The organism is Nocardiopsis sp. LDBS0036, from assembly GCF_041228755.1.
GTDB lineage: Bacteria > Actinomycetota > Actinomycetes > Streptosporangiales > Streptosporangiaceae > Nocardiopsis > Nocardiopsis dassonvillei.
The window spans coordinates 5,968,211-5,983,649 of sequence record NZ_CP141103.1; the positions used below are offsets into that span (position 1 = coordinate 5,968,211).

Genomic DNA, 15,439 nt, shown 5'->3' on the forward strand with positions numbered 1-15,439 from the left:
CCGGGAGGGGCGGCCCCGCGTGTGCGGGCGGGGGCTACTCCCAGCCGAACATCTGGGTCCAGGCGTTGCCGGACTCGCCGACGCCGATCGCGACCAGGTCGCAGTTGAGGATGTTCCTGCGGTGCCCGTCGCTGTTCATCCAGGCGTCCATCACCTGCTGGGGGCTGGTCTGCCCCTTGGCGACGTTCTCCGCGCCCCAGGCGTCGTAGCCGTGGCGGTCGGCCCGGTCCCCGGGGCCCTCGCCCTCGGGGCTCTCGTGGCTCATGTAGTCGCGCCGGTTCATGTCCTCGCTGTGCTCCTGGGCGGCGGCGGTCAGCCGTGAGTCCACCCGCAGCGGGCCGCAGCCGGCGTCCGCGCGCTGGGCGTTGACCAGGGTCACGACCTGCTCGGTCGCTCCGCCGGCGGGGGCGTCCGGACCGCTGTCGCCGCCACCGCCGCCGTTGCCGCCGCCGCCACCGCCACCGCTGCCAGCGTCACCGGACTCCGAGCCGCCACCGCCGCCACCGCTGCCAGCGCCGCCGGTGTCCTCGTCCCCGCTGTCCTCGGGAACGGAGGAGGCCTGCGCGCTCTGCGGCTCGACGCCCTCCCCGGAGGGCGCGGGCTCGCGCTGAGGCGTCGCGGTGGGCGAGGCGAAGAAGTCGGCGTCCTCGGAGGCCTCGGGCACGAGCGAGTCGTCGGTGACCGCGGTGCCGAGCCCTCCCTCCCGCGCCTGGCCGTCCGCCGTGTTCCGGAAGGGGTCGAGGCCGGACTCCGCGCCGGTGAACAGCAGAGCGCCCGCCACGACCAGGCCGACGGGCACCGCGGCCATGGGTACCGCGAGCGGTATCGAGCGCAGTCCGCGCCCGGAACGGCGGTGTCGGTCGGCGCTCTTCCTGCGCCTGCCTCGGCGACCACGCGCCATGGGGCCCTCCTCGGGAAGTGGGACGTCGGGGCACGGGCGCGACGGGGCGCCGCTCGCGCGGGGTCCGCGCTCAGGCCGGCCCTCGCTCGTGCCCCGCGGGTCTCGGGTGAACCCGTGTCGGGGAGCGCGCGGGATGCGCGCGGCTGCTCCGGGAGAGTGCCGCGGGGGAAGGGCGGCGGGCCCGACGCGGAGCGCCTAGCGCGTGAGAGTAGAGCAAATGTCGCAAAAAGGGAAACCAAACTGTAATAAAGCTGGTCATAGAGGGGTTTCGTGCTCCACCGTCCGCGTGGACGGTCCGTGGTATCCGCGACAATGGGGATGTGAGTCTCTACCGCGACGAGGGTGTCGTCCTGCGCAACCAGAAGCTGGGCGAGGCCGACCGCATCATCACCCTCCTGACCCGGCGCACCGGCCTGGTCCGCGCCGTCGGCAAGGGGGTGCGCCGCACCAGGTCCCGCTTCGGCGCCCGCCTGGAGCCGTGCACCCACGTCGACCTCCAGCTGCACGCGGGCCGCACGCTGGACGTGATCACCCAGGCCGAGACCGTGCGGGCCTACGGCGAGGCGGTGGTGTCGGACTACTCCCGCTACACCGCCGCCACCGCGATGCTGGAGACCGCGGAGAAGGTCGTCTCGGTCGAGAAGGACCCGGCGCTGCGCCAGTTCCTCCTGCTCATCGGCGCGCTGCGTACCCTGGGTGAGGGAAGCCACGACTCCCGGCTGGTCCTGGACGCCTACCTGCTGCGCTCGCTCGCCGTCGCCGGGTACGCGCCCTCGCTGGCCGAGTGCGCCCGCTGCGGCAGCCGGGGGGAGCACCGCGCGTTCGCGGTCCACGCCGGAGGTATGGTCTGCACGGTGTGCCGTCCCCACGGCTCCGTGCACCCGTCCCCGGACACGCTCCGACTCATGTCGGCACTGCTCGGAGGGGACTGGGAGAGCGCGGACGCCAGCGAGGACAGGCAGCGCTCCGAGTGCAGCGGGCTGGTCGCGGCCTACCTACAGTGGCACCTGGAAAACGGAATCCGATCACTGCGCCATGTGGAGCGTTCTTGAGTCTGTTCAGCTTCGACACCGGTAAACGGCGGGAGTACGCCGCGCCCGTTCCGCACCCCAGCGGCGCGCGTCCCCCCGAGCTCCCCGCCCAGCTGGTGCCCCGGCACGTGGCCGTGGTCATGGACGGCAACGGCCGTTGGGCCAAGGAGCGCGGGCTGGCGCGCACCGAGGGGCACAAGGCCGGTGAGTCCTCGCTCTTCGACGTGATCGAGGGCGCCCTGGAGATGGGCGTGGCCAACCTGTCCGCCTACGCCTTCTCCACCGAGAACTGGAAGCGCTCGCCCGACGAGGTGCGCTTCCTCATGGGCTTCAACCGCGACACCATCCGCAGGCGCCGCGACGAGCTGCACGCGCGGGGGGTCCGCGTCAAGTGGGCCGGGCGCGCGGGGCGGCTGTGGAAGAGCGTCATCCGCGAACTCCAGGACGCGGAGGAGATGACCAGGGACAACACCGCGCTCACCCTCCAGTTCTGCGTGAACTACGGCGGACAGGCCGAGATCGTCGACGCCGCGCGCGAGCTGGCCCGCAGGGCGGCGGCGGGTCTGCTCTCCCCGGAGAAGATCACCGAGGACACCCTCGCCCAGCACCTCTACGCCCCCGACGTGCCGCCCGTGGACCTGTTCGTGCGCTCCTCCGGCGAGCAGCGCACGTCCAACTTCCTCCTCTGGCAGTCCGCCTACGCCGAGTTCGTCTTCCTGGACACGCTCTGGCCCGACTTCGACCGCCGCGACCTGTGGCGGGCCTGTGAGATCTACGCGAGCCGGGACCGCCGCTACGGCGGTGCCGTGCCCAACCCCGTGTCGGAGGAGAAGAAGTGATGGCAGGTTCGGACGGCCCGCTGCTCAGGCCGGGCATGTCGCTCGTCTCGGTGGGCGACAGCTTCACCGAGGGCGTGGGCGACCCCTACCCGGAGCCGGGCGCGGGCTTCCGCGGCTGGGCCGACCGGCTGGCCGAGCACCTGGCCGACGAGCTGGGCGAGGTCATGTACGCGAACCTGGCGGTGCGCGGCAAGCTCATGCGCCAGATCGTCACCGACCAGCTCCCGCCCGTCCTGGCTATGGCCCCGGACCTGGTCACCCTGAGCGCGGGCGGCAACGACCTGCTGCGCCCGGGCGGGGACCCCGAGCGGATGGCCAGGATCCTGGACCACACGGTGGGCCGCCTGCGCGCCGCGGGGAGCCAGGTCGTGCTCTTCACCGGCGTCAACATCACCACGGGTTACATGCGCGGCACCATCGGCCTGTTCGCGCGCTACTACATGCACGTGCGCGCCGTCGCCGACAAGCACGGCTGCCTCCTGGTGGACCAGTGGCCGATGAGGGTGCTCACCGACCCCCGGGCCTGGGACGAGGACCGGCTGCACATGTCCCCCGAGGGGCACCGCCGCCTGGCGCTGCGCGTGGCCGAGGTGCTGGGCGTGCCGGTGACGGAGCGCTGGGACGAGCCGTGGCCGCACAGCGAGCCGGTCGGCTGGACCCGTGCGCGCCGGGAGGACCTGACCTGGGTCAGGGAGTCGCTCGGCCCGTGGATCGGCCGCCGCCTGACGGGGCGCTCCTCCGGCGACACGGTCACGGCCAAGCGCCCGGAGCTGACCCGGATCACCAAGGACCGCTGACCGCCGCCGAACCGGTGTGAGGTGGCTCCCAAAACGCCGAAAACGATCAACCTACTGTCGCGTAACCCTGGCGCTGAGTTGGATGATCGGGCATTATGAGCGGTTTTGGGACGAACTTGGTGCACCAGGACATCCTGTCCTACGTCGCCCTCGGTGACAGCTTCACCGAGGGCATGAGCGACCCCTACCCGGACGGCGGCGGCGCGCCCGACGGCCGCTACCGGGGATGGGCCGACCGCCTGGCCGAGCACCTGGCCGACCACGTCGCGGAGGTGCGCTACGCCAACCTCGCGGTGCGCGGCAAGCTCATCGGCCAGATCGCCGAGGAACAGGTCCCCCGGGCGGTGGAGCTCTCGCCGGACCTGATCACGCTGTGCGCGGGCGGCAACGACATCATCCGCCCCGGCAGCGACCCCGACGCGGTGGCCGTGGCCTTCGCCGCGGCGGTGGAGGAGCTCAGCCGGACCGGTGCGCGCATCGTGGTCTTCACCGGGTTCGACACCAACTGGCAGCCCGTGATGCGCCACATGCGCGGCCGGATCGCCACGTACAACATGCACCTGCGGGCCATCGCCGACCGCTACGGCTGCGACGTGGTGGACGTGTGGAGCATGCGGGTCCTGGACGACGCCCGCGCCTGGAGCTGGGACCGCCTGCACCTGTCCCCGGAGGGCCACCGCCGCATGGCGCTGCGCGTGGCCGAGGTGCTCGGGGTGCCCGTGGAGGGCGACTGGAGGCAGCCGTGGCCGCCCGCCGACCCCCGCGACTGGCGCTCCGCCCGCCAGGAGGACCTGCACTGGGCGCGCGAGTTCCTGGTGCCGTGGATCGGCCGCCGCCTCACCGGTCGCTCCTCGGGGGACAACGTCAGCCCCAAACGCCCCAGCCTGGACCCGCTGCGCCGGGACTGACGCCCCGCGGGGCGCCGCGCGCACGACGCGTCGGCGCTCCGGGCGTGGACCCGCCGGGGCAGACAGCCCCGGCCGGGCCGGGATAGTGTTCCGCTCGACGGAGCCCACCGGTCCACAGCGGGGAACCCCATGCCCGACGAGTCCGCGCGGCGACGCGAGTCCGCACGCGTCCTCAGGACGGCGCTGCGCAGACTGCGTTGGGAGCGCCTGAAGTTCCGGTTGCGGCTCATAGGGCCGCTGCGGTACTACGAGTTCTTCGAGAGCCTCGGGACGGTCGAGGCCCGTTCGGACGAGTCCTACCTGCTGGTGATGGCCTCCCACCCGGGGAACGGGCGGCCCCCGCTCCTGCTGACGCCGGGCTACCACTGCCGCTTCGGGCAGTTCGTCAGGGGGACGGGGGAGGTCAGGTACGCCGAGATCACCCTGACGGTCGACGACGCGGGCAGGCCCCGGCTGCGCTCGGTCGGCCGCACCCACCCCGGCGACCGGGCCGGATGGCGCGCGATGGTCCGCGACATCCGGGCCCTGTGGAGCACCCGGGGGAGCGGCGCCGCCCACGAGGAGGACACCTTCGAGGCGGCCGTGCGCCGCTACCACGCGCGCTGGCCCTCGCCCCGGCGCGGATCGGGGGCCTCGGCGCGCTCCGGGTTCTCCGAACCGGGGGAGGGCAACGCCGACGGGGGGTCAGCCGACGGCACAGCCCGTACCCCGCGGGCGAGCGCCCTCGGCACCGCGCCCCCGCCCTCTTCCGCCCCGCTCGGCGCCGAGGCGTTCACCGCCGCCGCGGTGTGGGGTTCGGAGCGGCCCGCCGACCGGGACTGGCACGTTCGCGCCGTGGTGCGCGACGGGGCCGGGCAGACGTCGGTGGCCCGAGCCTGGGGCGGGGCCCGCCGGAAGCCCGACCTGGTGTGGTTCCAGGACAGGGGGGCGCCCAGACCGATCGCGGTGCGCAGTGTGCGGCGCGTGCTCGAGTGGGCTTCGCCCTGGGCCGCGGAGCCCGACCTGGTCCCGAACCTGTCCGGTCCGGCGGGCGGCAGACCGGTCTCCCGGCCGTCGGACCCCTCGCCGGAGGAGGGCCCGCTGACCGGTCGGGCGGCTCCCGCCCCCGCGAGCGGCCCGGCCTCCGACGCCCCGCCCTCCCCTTCCAGCGCGGTGCGGCGGGTGCGGGTGCGCCTCAGGTACCGGGACGCCGACACCGCGCTCATCTACGTGGACGGCGTCGAGCTGGGAACCCTGTGGCGCGGCGGCGGATACGGGTGGGAGCTGCTGGTGGAAGGCTCCGAGCCGGACCTCTTCGTGCCCCTGGAGTCCGCCTTCGACCGGACCGACCTCGGCCAGGCCCTGCCCGAGCTGCTGGCCGAGCACTTCGGCGAGCCGGTCACCGTGTTCTCGGTCATCACCGAACAGGCCCACCGGCCGTGACGACCGCTCCGCCTAGGAGCAGTTGGCGCAGGTCCCGAAGACCTCCACGGTGTGCGTCACACCGGTGAAGCCGTACCGGGCGCCCATCTCGGCGGCCCACTTCTCCACCGTGGGCCCCTCGATCTCCACCGCGGTCGCGCACACCCGGCACACGATGTGGTGGTGGTGGCTCTCGGTGCCGCACGCCCGGTAGACGGCCTCGCCCTCGTCGGTGCGCAGCACGTCCACCTCACCGGAGTCGCTCAGCGCCTGGAGCGCCCGGTAGACGGTGGTCAGGCCGATCTTGGAACCGTCGGCGCGCAGGTCCGCGTACAGGTCCTGGGCGCTGCGGAAACCGTCGGAACCGGTCAGCGCCTGGCGGACCGCCTCGCGTCGTGTACTCATGGTCTCACCTTCCCCCGCTCAGTCTGGGGCATCGTACCGGTCGAACTCCCACCGGCGGGATCGAAGACCGCCGCGGAGCGGCGCCCCGAGGTGCGGCGCAGCACGCCGCCGACCGCCACGGCCACGCCGAAGACGGCCAGGGCCAGCAGCACGATCGTCGCGCCGGGGGAGAGTTCGGCGTAGAAGGACGTGGTCAGGCCGCCCACCGAGGACAGCAGTCCGATCAGCACGGCCAGGAGCATCGTCACCCGGAAGCTCTTGGTGAGCTGCTGTGCGGCGGCGACCGGGACGATCATCAGCGCGCTCACCATGAGCACGCCCACGACGCGCATCGCGATCACCACCGTCAGCGCGGCGGTCACGGCCAGCAGCACGCTCAGGAAGCGCACCGGCAGCCCGTGGGCCCGCGCCACCTCCTCGTCCTGGCACAGCACGAACAGCTCGCGGCCGAACACCGCCACCACCGCGATCACCCCGGCGGCGAGCACGCCCACCACCCACAGGTCGGACTCCTCCACCGTGCTCACCGAGCCGAACAGGTAGGAGACCAGCGTGGCGTTGCTCGCCCCGGGCGTGAGCCCGATGAGCAGCACGCCACCGGCGATGCCGCCGTAGAACAGCAGCGCCAGGGCCACGTCCCCGCTGGTGCGGGCGCGTACCCGCACCAACTCGATGAGGACGGCGCCCAGCGTGGCCACCACGGCCGCGGTGAGCACCGGAGAGGTGCTGGTGAGCAGGCCCAGCGCCACCCCGGTCAGGGCGACGTGGCCGATCCCGTCGCCCAGCAGGGCCAGACGTCGCTGGACGAGGTAGGTGCCGATGATCGGGGTGACCAGGCCGACGAGCACCGCCGCGACCAGCGCGCGCCGCATGAACTCGTAGTGGAGCAGCTCAGTCACGGCCGGGTACCTCGAGTCGGATCATCTCCGCGGCCGTGGTGCCCGCGGAGTCGGGAGCGTTGGGGTCGGGGTGGGGGTGCTGGTGCTCGTGTCCGGGCCGCGCGCACTCGCCGGTGGGCGCGGGCGCGGCGCCGTCGTGCACCACGCGGCCCGACTCCAGCACCACGGCCCGCTCGATCACGTCCTCCAGCGGGCCCAGTTCGTGCAGGACCAGGACCACGGTCGCGCCGCGCTCGCGCAGGCGGGTGATGGTCCCGGCCAGCGCGCGCTGGTTCTCGGCGTCCACACCGGCCATGGGCTCGTCCATGACGAAGGTGTCGGGCCGACCGGCCAGGGCGCGGGCGATGAGCACGCGCTGCTGCTGGCCGCCGGAGAGCTCGCGTACCGCGTCGCGGCCCCGGTCGGCCAGCCCGACGGTCTCCAGGGCCTCGTCCACGGCCGCGCGGTCGGCGCGGGTGGGCAGGGACAGGCGGCGGCGCGAGGCGACCTGCCCGGAGGCGACGATCTCGCGGACGGTGGCGGGGACGGCGCCGCCGGCGGTGAGCCGCTGGGGCACGTAGCCGATCCGGCGCCAGGCGCGGAACCTGCGCAGCGGGACGCCGTGCACCAGGACCTCGCCGGAGGTCAGGGGCACGATGCCCAGCATCGAGCGCATCAGGGTGGACTTGCCGGAGCCGTTGGGGCCCAGGACGGCCATCGTCTGGCCCGCGGGCACGTCGAGACTCACACCGTCGAGCACAGGGACGCCGTCGTAGGCGACGCGTGCGTCGACGGCCTGGAAGGCGGGCGGCGCGTCGCCCGCGACGGCCTTGAACTGGTCAGACACCGTTCCATTATCACGAAAACGAAAATGATTGTCAAAATATGGCGGATTCGTGATCTTTTCGGTGTCGTCCTGTCAGTAGCCCAGGATCCGCGCCACCGCCAGCACCAGCACGACCACCACCATGAGCACCCGCGCGGCCCGCGGCTGGCCGCCGAGGGAGGGCCAGGTCAGGAACGCCAGCCACGCCACGAACGCGGCGACCAGCAGCAGGCACACCGCGCCGACCGGGCCGGGCGCCACCAGCCCCGCGATGAACAGGGCGCCCACCACCAGCGGCGCCAGCCACCGGGGGCCCTGGTGCAGCCACACGAGCGGCACCGCGCTGCGCTCCTCCACCGCCCTGCGCAGTCCGCCCGTCCTCCTCGCGCGGGGGGAGCCCCCCTCGCGCCGGGGTCGGTCCTGGTCTGGACGCCGCTTCTCGTCACCGTGTTCGGGAGGGGCCATGCTGTCCGTGTCCGCTTCTGGTCCGTGCCGCCGCCGGACAGGCCCGCGCGGGGGCGCGCCCATCCCGAAAAGGTGGGCGGTGGGGCCACCGGGCCTGTGATACTTGTGTCCTGAACCCTAGTGCAGGACCCCGGTCCGCCGCCGGGCGCCGGTGCGGCTGCGCCGAACACCCCCTCCCGTCTTCCGCGCGGCGCACAGCCATCGGTACCGTGTTGACTCTGAGCCACAAAATCCACACCCGCAGTCATCAATCGTCTGATGCACGCGGCCAGCGCGCCCAGTCGCCCGCGCGGCCCGTCGAACCCTCCGGAGGGTGTCAACTTCCGTGCCCGAAGCCACTGTCATCGTGACGTTCGACGTCACCGAGCCCCACCTGCAGCACTGCCTCGACTCCCTGGCCCGCCAACGCGACGACGGCGGGACCGGCGAGCCCCGGGCGGACGCGCAGGTGGTCCTGGTCCCCGTCCGCGACGGTGACCGCCTCCGCGCCGACGGCGCCGAGCCCGCGGCCGAGTCCGACCCCGAGAACACCGACGCCGACAACGGGGGCGACGAGGACGCCGCCGAGAACACCGAGGGCGACACCCGAGGGGAGGAGAACGAGCAGGGGGACGAGGCCGTCGAACCCGCCCGCGAGGACGCGCTCGCCCTCGCCGCCGCGTTCGCCGCCGCACCGCCGCCCGGCCTCGCCGCCACGCTCCTGACCGGCGAACCCGCCCCCGACCGCCCCGCCGCCCGCGCACGCGGCGCCGCCGCCGCGCACGGCACCCACCTGCTCTTCCTGGAGGGCTCCGACGCCCTCACCGGCTACGCCCTGGCCTACCTCCTGCGCAGCGCGGGCGACACCCGCTCGGACCTGGTCGTCGGCAACGCGTACAGGTTCGACGAGCTGGGCGCCTCCCCGTCCAAGGCGCACCGCAGGTACTGCGGCAGGCACCGCATGGCCGAGGACCCCCGCGCCGTCCCCGGACTCGCCGCCGACGCCACCCTGGGCAACAAGCTCTGGCGCAGGGAGTTCTGGAACTCCCTGCCCGACCACTCCCTGGACCCCGAGGACGCCGACCTGGGCCTGCGCCGGGCCGCCCTGTCCGCGGAGACCGTGGACACCCTGCCCGGCCCCGTCCTGCTCATGCGCCGACGCGAGGCCGCCCGCCGGCCCCTGGACAAGGCCGCGCTCACCCGGCGCCTCACCGCGATGGGCGACCTCGCCGCCGGACTCGCCAGCGCCGACCGCGAGCTGTGGGACCGCACCCTGCTCGGCGGCGAGCTGCACCAGCTCCTGCTGCGCCTGGACGACGCCGACGAGGAGGCCCGCGAGGCCGTCGTCGACTTGGTCAACGCCTACCTCGACCACGTGCCCGCGCGCCTCCTGCGCGGCCTCAACGTGCTCGACCGCCTCCTGTACCACCTGGTACGCAAGCGGCGCACGGCCGACGTCCTGGAGGTCGCGACCTTCGCCAAGAGCGTCGAGATCAAGAAGGCCACCGTCGTGCGGCGCGGCCTGGGCTACTACGTCAGCTACCCCTTCTTCGAGTCCCAGGAGCCCGACCGGGCGGTGCCGCGCGAGGTGTACCGGCTCGGCGAGGACATCCGGGTCCGCCAGAAGACCGAGGACGTCCGCTGGTCGAGCGGGCGCCTGCACGTCAGCGGCCGCGTCGGCATCCGCCACCTGCGCGCCCGCAGACGATGGCAGCAGCACCTGGCGGCCTTCGCGGTCAACACCGCCACCCGCCGCCGTGTCCGCGTGCCCGTGCGGGTGCGGCTCGCCGCCGAGTACCGCCTCCCCGACGTCATCGACGCCGCCCGCCACGACCACGGGGGCTTCACCGTCATCGTCGACCCCCGCAAGCTGCGCTCCTCCGGCGGTTGGGAGCCCGGAGACTGGAAGCTGGAGCTGGTCGTCCTCAACCGCGGGATCACCCGCCGCAGGATCGTCGCCAACCCCGTCCCCGGCCCGGCCGAGCGCCCGGGCTACCACCGCGTCGAGGGGGACGTGTGGGTGCGCCCGCACTGGAGCAGGGACCGCCAGCTGCTGATCAGCGTCGAACCGGCCCGCGCGCGCGTGGCCGAGCACCGCTTCGACGCCCGCACCGGTGTGCTGGAGCTGGAGGGCGAACTGGTGTCCGCGCCCGCGGCCGAGGCCACCGGGCTGCGCCTGACCCGCCGTCCCGGCACCGCCGCGCTCACCTACCCGGCCACCGTCCACGGCGGCCGCGTCACCGCCCGCGTACGCGCCGACGAGCTCTTCGACCGCAGCGTCACCGAGTGCGGCGGCGTGATCCGCCAGGAGGAGTGGGACGTCCACCTGGTGACCCCGGACGGGCGGGCCGTCGCCCTGATCCTGCCCGACGAGACGGCCACCGCCGCCTACGCGGCCGAGGACGGCCACCGCGAGCTGGCCGTGCTGCGCACCGCGACCGGTCACCTCAAGCTGCGCGCGGGGCACGCCCGGCCCGTGGTCGACCGCGCCCGCTGGGAGGGCCGCGCCCTGCTGCTGGAGGGGGAGTTCTCCGCCGACGCCGAACTGGACCTGGTCGCCCGGGCGCGCGGCCGCGACGAGGAGCACCCGCTGCGGGTGGAGCGCTCCGGCAGCCGCTTCACGGCCCGCTTCGCCCCCGCCGACGTCCCCACCCTGTCCGGCGAGCTGTCCCTGCCCGCGGGCGCCTACCAGCTGGGGGGCCGGGTCAGCGAGGCCGCCGGGGGCGGCGCCGACGCGACGGACGTGGGCGTGGAGTTCTCCGACGCGCTCATCCCCGGCCTGCCGCTGGAGATGCAGACCGGCGAGCGCGCCTACACCCTCTCCTGCCAGGGGCGCGGTGTCCCCGTGCTCCAGGTGGGCAGCGACCTGCGCCCCGCCGAGCGCGGCACCTTCGCCCAGCGCGAGCTGCGCGAGCGCCACTACCCGGCCCGGCGCCGCGAGTCCGTCACCGAGGGCGTGCTCTTCGACAGCTACACCGGCCGCCAGTACTCCGACAGCCCGCAGAGCGTCTACGCGGAGCTGCGGGGGAGGGCGCGCTGGGCGCAGTACCCGATGTCGTGGCTGGTCGCCGACGGCCAGGTGCGCCTGCCCGACGACCTGACCGCCGTGCGGCACCGGGGCCGGGAGTACTACGAGGCGCTGGCCCGCACCCGCTACCTGGTCACCAACTCCCGCCAGCCCCCGTGGTTCCACCGCCACCCCGACCAGGTGGTCGTGCAGACCTGGCACGGCTCGATGCTCAAGCGCATCGGCTTCGACGTCGAGAACATCCGCGGCAAGTCGCGCGACTACTTCGACAAGCTCGCCTGGGAGACCGCGCAGTGGGACTACCTGGTCTCGCCGAGCCCGTGGGCGACCCCGATCCTGCGCAGCGCCTTCCGCTTCGAGGGCGAGGTGCTGGAGACCGGCTACCCGCGCAACGACATCTTCTTCGCCCCCGACCGCGAGGCCGTCGCCGAGCGCACCCGCCGCAGGCTCGGCCTGCCCGAGGGCAGGAAGGTGGTGCTGTACGCGCCGACCTGGCGCGACGACAAGTACTACACGCGCGGCAGGCACAAGCTGGACCTGCACCTGGACCTGCGCCGGATGTACGACAAGCTCGGCGACGACCACGTGCTCCTGGTGCGCAGGCACCCGCGGGTGGTGGACAGCGTGCCGATCGTGGGCAGGGACTTCGTCCACGACGTGTCCCTCTACCCGGAGATCATGGAGCTCTTCCTCATCACCGACGTGCTCGTCACGGACTACTCGTCGATGATGTTCGACTTCGCCAACACCGGGCGGCCGATGCTCTTCTTCACCTACGACCTGGAGAGCTACCGGGACAACCTGCGCGGGTTCTACTTCGACTTCGAGGAGACCGCGCCTGGCCCGCTGCTGACCGAGTCCGACCAGGTGGTCGAGGCCCTGCTCGACATCGACGAGGTGGCCCGGCGCAGCGGGGACGCCTACCGCTCGTTCGTGGAGCGGTTCTGCCCGCTCGACGACGGCCGGGCCGCGGCCCGCGTCGTGGACCGGGTCTTCGGCCGGGAGTGATCCGGGGCCCGTGTCCCGGGGGCCGCGCGCCCCCGGGACGAGGGCCGCCCGGAGCGGGATCCGCGCCTGTGGACAACCGTCCGGGGCCTCCCGGGTGGGCCACAATGGGACCGTGATCGTCATCACCCGCTACTCCGTGCCCGAGGCCGACACCGCGGCCTTCCAGACCGACGCCGCCACCGCGATCGAGGTGCTCTCCCGCCGCCCCGGCTTCCGAGGCCACCGGGTGGGCCGCGCCGCGGACGACCCCTGCCTGTGGACCGTGGTCACCGAGTGGGACGGCGCCGGCTTCTACCGCAGGGCCCTGTCCGACTTCGACGTCAAGGTCAACGCCGTGCCGCTGCTCTCGCGCGCCATCGACGAACCCACCGCGTTCGAGATCGTGACCGGGGGTGGGGCCCCGACCTGAGACCCGTCCGGGCGGCTTCCGCACGCTTGGGTACGGTTCCCGCACCTCCAGGGATGGTTTCCGCACCCCTGAAGAGGGTTGCCGCACCCTCGAAACGTGCGTGCGGGCACCCCTGGTTGCTCTAGCCTGGGTGGACGCGGTCGTCGCTGTTGCCGCTCCCTGGTTTCGGCGGCGCCGCATTTCCACACCAACCGATGTATCGCGCACGCGATCCACCGACACCCAGCCGGATGGAGAGTTCCCCATGGCCGCCAAGTCAGAGGCAATGGACGCACTGGTCAACCTCGCCAAGCGCCGAGGTCTGGTCTACCCCTCCAGCGAGATCTACGGGGGTCTGCGAGCCGCCTGGGACTACGGCCCCCTCGGCGTCGAGCTCAAGAACAACGTCAAGCGCCAGTGGTGGCGCTCCATGGTGCAGGAGCGCGACGACATCGTCGGCCTGGACTCCAGCGTCATCCTGGCCCGCGAGGTCTGGGAGGCCTCCGGCCACGTGACGGCCTTCGTCGACCCGCTCACCGAGTGCCAGTCCTGCCACAAGCGCTTCCGGGCGGACCACCTCGTCGAGGCCTACGAGGAGAAGCACGGCCACGAGCCCGCCGAGGGCCTGGCCGCCATCGCCTGCCCCAACTGCGGCGCCAAGGACTCCTTCACCGAGCCGCGCATGTTCAACGGCCTGCTGCGCACCTACCTGGGCCCGGTCCAGGACGAGAAGGGCCTGGCCTACCTGCGCCCGGAGACCGCCCAGGGCATCTTCATCAACTACAAGAACGTCGAGCAGAGCGCCCGCCGCAAGGTTCCCTTCGGCATCGGCCAGATCGGCAAGTCGTTCCGCAACGAGATCACCCCGGGCAACTTCATCTTCCGGACCCGCGAGTTCGAGCAGATGGAGATGGAGTTCTTCGTCAAGCCCGGCAGCGACGAGGAGTGGCACCAGCACTGGATCGACATCCGCCACCAGTGGTACGTCGACCTGGGCATCGCCAAGGACAACCTGCGCCTGTACGAGCACCCGCAGGAGAAGCTGTCCCACTACTCCAAGCGCACCGTCGACATCGAGTACCGCTTCAACTTCCAGGGCTCCGAGTGGGGGGAGCTGGAGGGCATCGCCAACCGCACCGACTACGACCTGCGGACGCACTCCGAGGCCTCGGGCGTGGACCTGTCCTACTTCGACCAGGAGAGCAACGAGCGCTACATCCCCTACGTCATCGAGCCCGCGGCCGGTGTCGACCGGGCGGTGCTCACGTTCATGCTGGACGCCTACAACGTGGACGAGGCGCCCAACGCCAAGGGCAAGCTGGAGAAGCGCGCCGTTATGCGCCTGGACCCGCGCCTGGCCCCGGTCAAGGCCGCGGTGCTGCCGCTGTCGCGCAACGCCGACCTCTCGCCCAAGGCCCGCGACCTGGCCGCCAGGCTGCGCAAGCGCTGGAACGTGGAGTTCGACGACGCCGGGGCGATCGGCCGCCGCTACCGCCGCCAGGACGAGATCGGCACCCCGTTCTGCGTGACGGTGGACTTCGACACCCTGGAGGACGACGCGGTGACCGTGCGCGAGCGCGACACCATGTCCCAGGAGCGCGTGTCCCTGGACCGCGTGGAGACCTACCTGTTCGAGCGCCTGCCCGGCTGCTAGCCATCGGCGCGGCGAGGGCCGTCCGTCCCCGACCGGGGCGGGCGGCCCTCGTGCTTTCGCGGAGCCCGGACCCTCCGGCGGGGGCTGTCCGGAGCGCGGAACCGGTCGGGTGGAAAGCTCGGTGCCATGGGAAAGATCCACGACTCCATCGGTGACCGGCTCGCGCGCTTCCTCCTCGCCCAACCGGTCTTCTTCGTGGGGACCGCACCGCTCGCCGGGGACGGCCACGTCAACGTCTCACCCAAGGGGATGAGCGGGACGTTCGCTGTGCTCGGCGAGCACCGGGTGGCCTACCTCGACTACACCGGTTCCGGTGTCGAGACCATCGCCCACCTGCGAGAGAACGGCCGGATCGTGCTGATGTTCTGCGCCTTCGACGGGCCGCCGAACATCGTCCGCCTCCACGGCACCGGCCGGGCCGTGCTCCCCGAGGAACCGGGGTTCGATGAGCTGCGTGCCCACTTCCCCAAGGAACGCACCCTGGGCCAGCGCGCGGTCATCGTGGTCGACGTCCGGCGTATCTCCGACTCCTGCGGGTTCTCCGTGCCGCTGATGGACCTGCGCGGCGACCGGGACCTGCTGGACCGCTACCACGAACGCCGCGATCCCGCCTACTTCGACGACCATCGGCTCACCCGCAACTCCGCCAGCGTCGACGGACTGCCGGGCCTTCCGCCGACCGCCTGAGGGGTGGGCTCGGGGCTGAGGGCACGGCGAGACGGCCGGACCCGGGGGGATTGGATTCCGGCCGCCTCTTCGGCCCCCCGGCCGCACACGACCGCGGGAACCGGTTCTCAACCTAGCGGTAGGGGGTGCGCGTTACGCGGTCGTTTGGTGTGTCTTGTCCTGTCGTGTGAGCGAATCGTGACACCGGCGGAGATCCAACTCGATACCTCGCTCTACTATGCCTAGCTCTGCTAGGGTAAATAAC

General features: G+C 72.8%; 14 protein-coding genes. 9 read left to right on the top strand and 5 right to left on the bottom strand.

Features of this window, described 5'->3' with window-relative positions; translation table 11 throughout:
- Nucleotides 1-34 precede the first annotated feature (34 nt).
- Nucleotides 35-901: a CAP domain-containing protein gene (locus UIS43_RS25385; RefSeq protein WP_071621577.1), complete on the bottom strand. Its 867-nt coding sequence runs from the start codon at nt 899-901 to the stop codon at nt 35-37.
- A gap of 320 nt (nt 902-1,221) precedes the next feature.
- On the opposite strand from UIS43_RS25385, the gene recO reads away from it, so the two are divergent.
- From recO to UIS43_RS25410, 5 genes are all read left to right on the top strand, one after another.
- Nucleotides 1,222-1,953, top strand: coding sequence for a DNA repair protein RecO (gene recO / locus UIS43_RS25390; protein ID WP_013151781.1), 732 nt, complete (start codon nt 1,222-1,224; stop codon nt 1,951-1,953).
- The gene (locus tag UIS43_RS25395; protein ID WP_013151782.1) at nt 1,950-2,771 is read left to right on the top strand and encodes an isoprenyl transferase; all 822 of its coding nucleotides are present in this window, start codon (nt 1,950-1,952) and stop codon (nt 2,769-2,771) included. Before recO ends, UIS43_RS25395 begins: the two co-directional genes overlap by 4 nt.
- Nucleotides 2,771-3,568: an SGNH/GDSL hydrolase family protein gene (locus UIS43_RS25400; RefSeq protein WP_013151783.1), complete on the top strand. Its 798-nt coding sequence runs from the start codon at nt 2,771-2,773 to the stop codon at nt 3,566-3,568. Before UIS43_RS25395 ends, UIS43_RS25400 begins: the two co-directional genes overlap by 1 nt.
- Before the next feature lie 95 nt (nt 3,569-3,663).
- Nucleotides 3,664-4,476, top strand: coding sequence for an SGNH/GDSL hydrolase family protein (locus UIS43_RS25405; protein WP_026337915.1), 813 nt, complete (start codon nt 3,664-3,666; stop codon nt 4,474-4,476).
- Nucleotides 4,477-4,605: 129 nt separating this feature from the next.
- Complete coding sequence (locus UIS43_RS25410) at nt 4,606-5,898, top strand: hypothetical protein (protein ID WP_370011937.1); 1,293 nt, start codon at nt 4,606-4,608, stop codon at nt 5,896-5,898.
- A 12-nt stretch (nt 5,899-5,910) separates the two neighbouring features.
- On the opposite strand, the gene UIS43_RS25415 is transcribed toward UIS43_RS25410, so the two are convergent.
- The 4 genes from UIS43_RS25415 to UIS43_RS25430 form a co-directional block, all read right to left on the bottom strand.
- Nucleotides 5,911-6,282, bottom strand: a complete 372-nt coding sequence (locus UIS43_RS25415) for a Fur family transcriptional regulator (protein WP_013151786.1) — start codon at nt 6,280-6,282, stop codon at nt 5,911-5,913.
- Nucleotides 6,279-7,181, bottom strand: coding sequence for a metal ABC transporter permease (locus UIS43_RS25420; RefSeq protein WP_013151787.1), 903 nt, complete (start codon nt 7,179-7,181; stop codon nt 6,279-6,281). The genes UIS43_RS25415 and UIS43_RS25420 overlap by 4 nt, the downstream gene beginning before the upstream one ends.
- Nucleotides 7,174-8,007 carry a metal ABC transporter ATP-binding protein gene (locus UIS43_RS25425; RefSeq protein ID WP_013151788.1) on the bottom strand — a complete coding sequence of 278 codons (834 nt, stop codon included), beginning with the start codon at nt 8,005-8,007 and terminating at the stop codon, nt 7,174-7,176. Before UIS43_RS25425 ends, UIS43_RS25420 begins: the two co-directional genes overlap by 8 nt.
- A gap of 72 nt (nt 8,008-8,079) precedes the next feature.
- Complete coding sequence (locus tag UIS43_RS25430) at nt 8,080-8,451, bottom strand: DUF6703 family protein (protein WP_071621579.1); 372 nt, start codon at nt 8,449-8,451, stop codon at nt 8,080-8,082.
- Nucleotides 8,452-8,776: 325 nt separating this feature from the next.
- Between UIS43_RS25430 and UIS43_RS25435 the strand changes: the two genes are divergently transcribed.
- The 4 genes from UIS43_RS25435 to UIS43_RS25450 all read left to right on the top strand — a co-directional run bounded on the left by UIS43_RS25435 (nt 8,777) and on the right by UIS43_RS25450 (nt 15,195).
- A complete protein-coding gene (locus UIS43_RS25435) occupies nt 8,777-12,466 on the top strand; it encodes a CDP-glycerol glycerophosphotransferase family protein (protein ID WP_013151790.1) in 3,690 nt (1,229 codons plus the stop codon).
- 112 nt (nt 12,467-12,578) lie between these two features.
- The gene (locus tag UIS43_RS25440; RefSeq protein WP_026337919.1) at nt 12,579-12,875 is read left to right on the top strand and encodes an antibiotic biosynthesis monooxygenase; all 297 of its coding nucleotides are present in this window, start codon (nt 12,579-12,581) and stop codon (nt 12,873-12,875) included.
- A gap of 244 nt (nt 12,876-13,119) precedes the next feature.
- Complete coding sequence (locus UIS43_RS25445; RefSeq protein ID WP_013151792.1) at nt 13,120-14,508, top strand: glycine--tRNA ligase; 1,389 nt, start codon at nt 13,120-13,122, stop codon at nt 14,506-14,508.
- A gap of 126 nt (nt 14,509-14,634) precedes the next feature.
- Nucleotides 14,635-15,195, top strand: coding sequence for a pyridoxamine 5'-phosphate oxidase family protein (locus UIS43_RS25450; protein WP_071621580.1), 561 nt, complete (start codon nt 14,635-14,637; stop codon nt 15,193-15,195).
- Nucleotides 15,196-15,439: the final 244 nt, after the last annotated feature.

Coding starts and splice junctions, on each gene's coding strand:
- UIS43_RS25415 (WP_013151786.1), bottom strand. CDS start 6,282: ATGAGTACACGACGCGAGGCGGTCCGCCAGGCGCTGACCGGTTCCGAC.
- UIS43_RS25400 (WP_013151783.1), top strand. CDS start 2,771: ATGGCAGGTTCGGACGGCCCGCTGCTCAGGCCGGGCATGTCGCTCGTC.
- UIS43_RS25445 (WP_013151792.1), top strand. CDS start 13,120: ATGGCCGCCAAGTCAGAGGCAATGGACGCACTGGTCAACCTCGCCAAG.
- UIS43_RS25450 (WP_071621580.1), top strand. CDS start 14,635: ATGGGAAAGATCCACGACTCCATCGGTGACCGGCTCGCGCGCTTCCTC.
- UIS43_RS25385 (WP_071621577.1), bottom strand. CDS start 901: ATGGCGCGTGGTCGCCGAGGCAGGCGCAGGAAGAGCGCCGACCGACAC.
- UIS43_RS25405 (WP_026337915.1), top strand. CDS start 3,664: ATGAGCGGTTTTGGGACGAACTTGGTGCACCAGGACATCCTGTCCTAC.
- UIS43_RS25410 (WP_370011937.1), top strand. CDS start 4,606: ATGCCCGACGAGTCCGCGCGGCGACGCGAGTCCGCACGCGTCCTCAGG.
- UIS43_RS25430 (WP_071621579.1), bottom strand. CDS start 8,451: ATGGCCCCTCCCGAACACGGTGACGAGAAGCGGCGTCCAGACCAGGAC.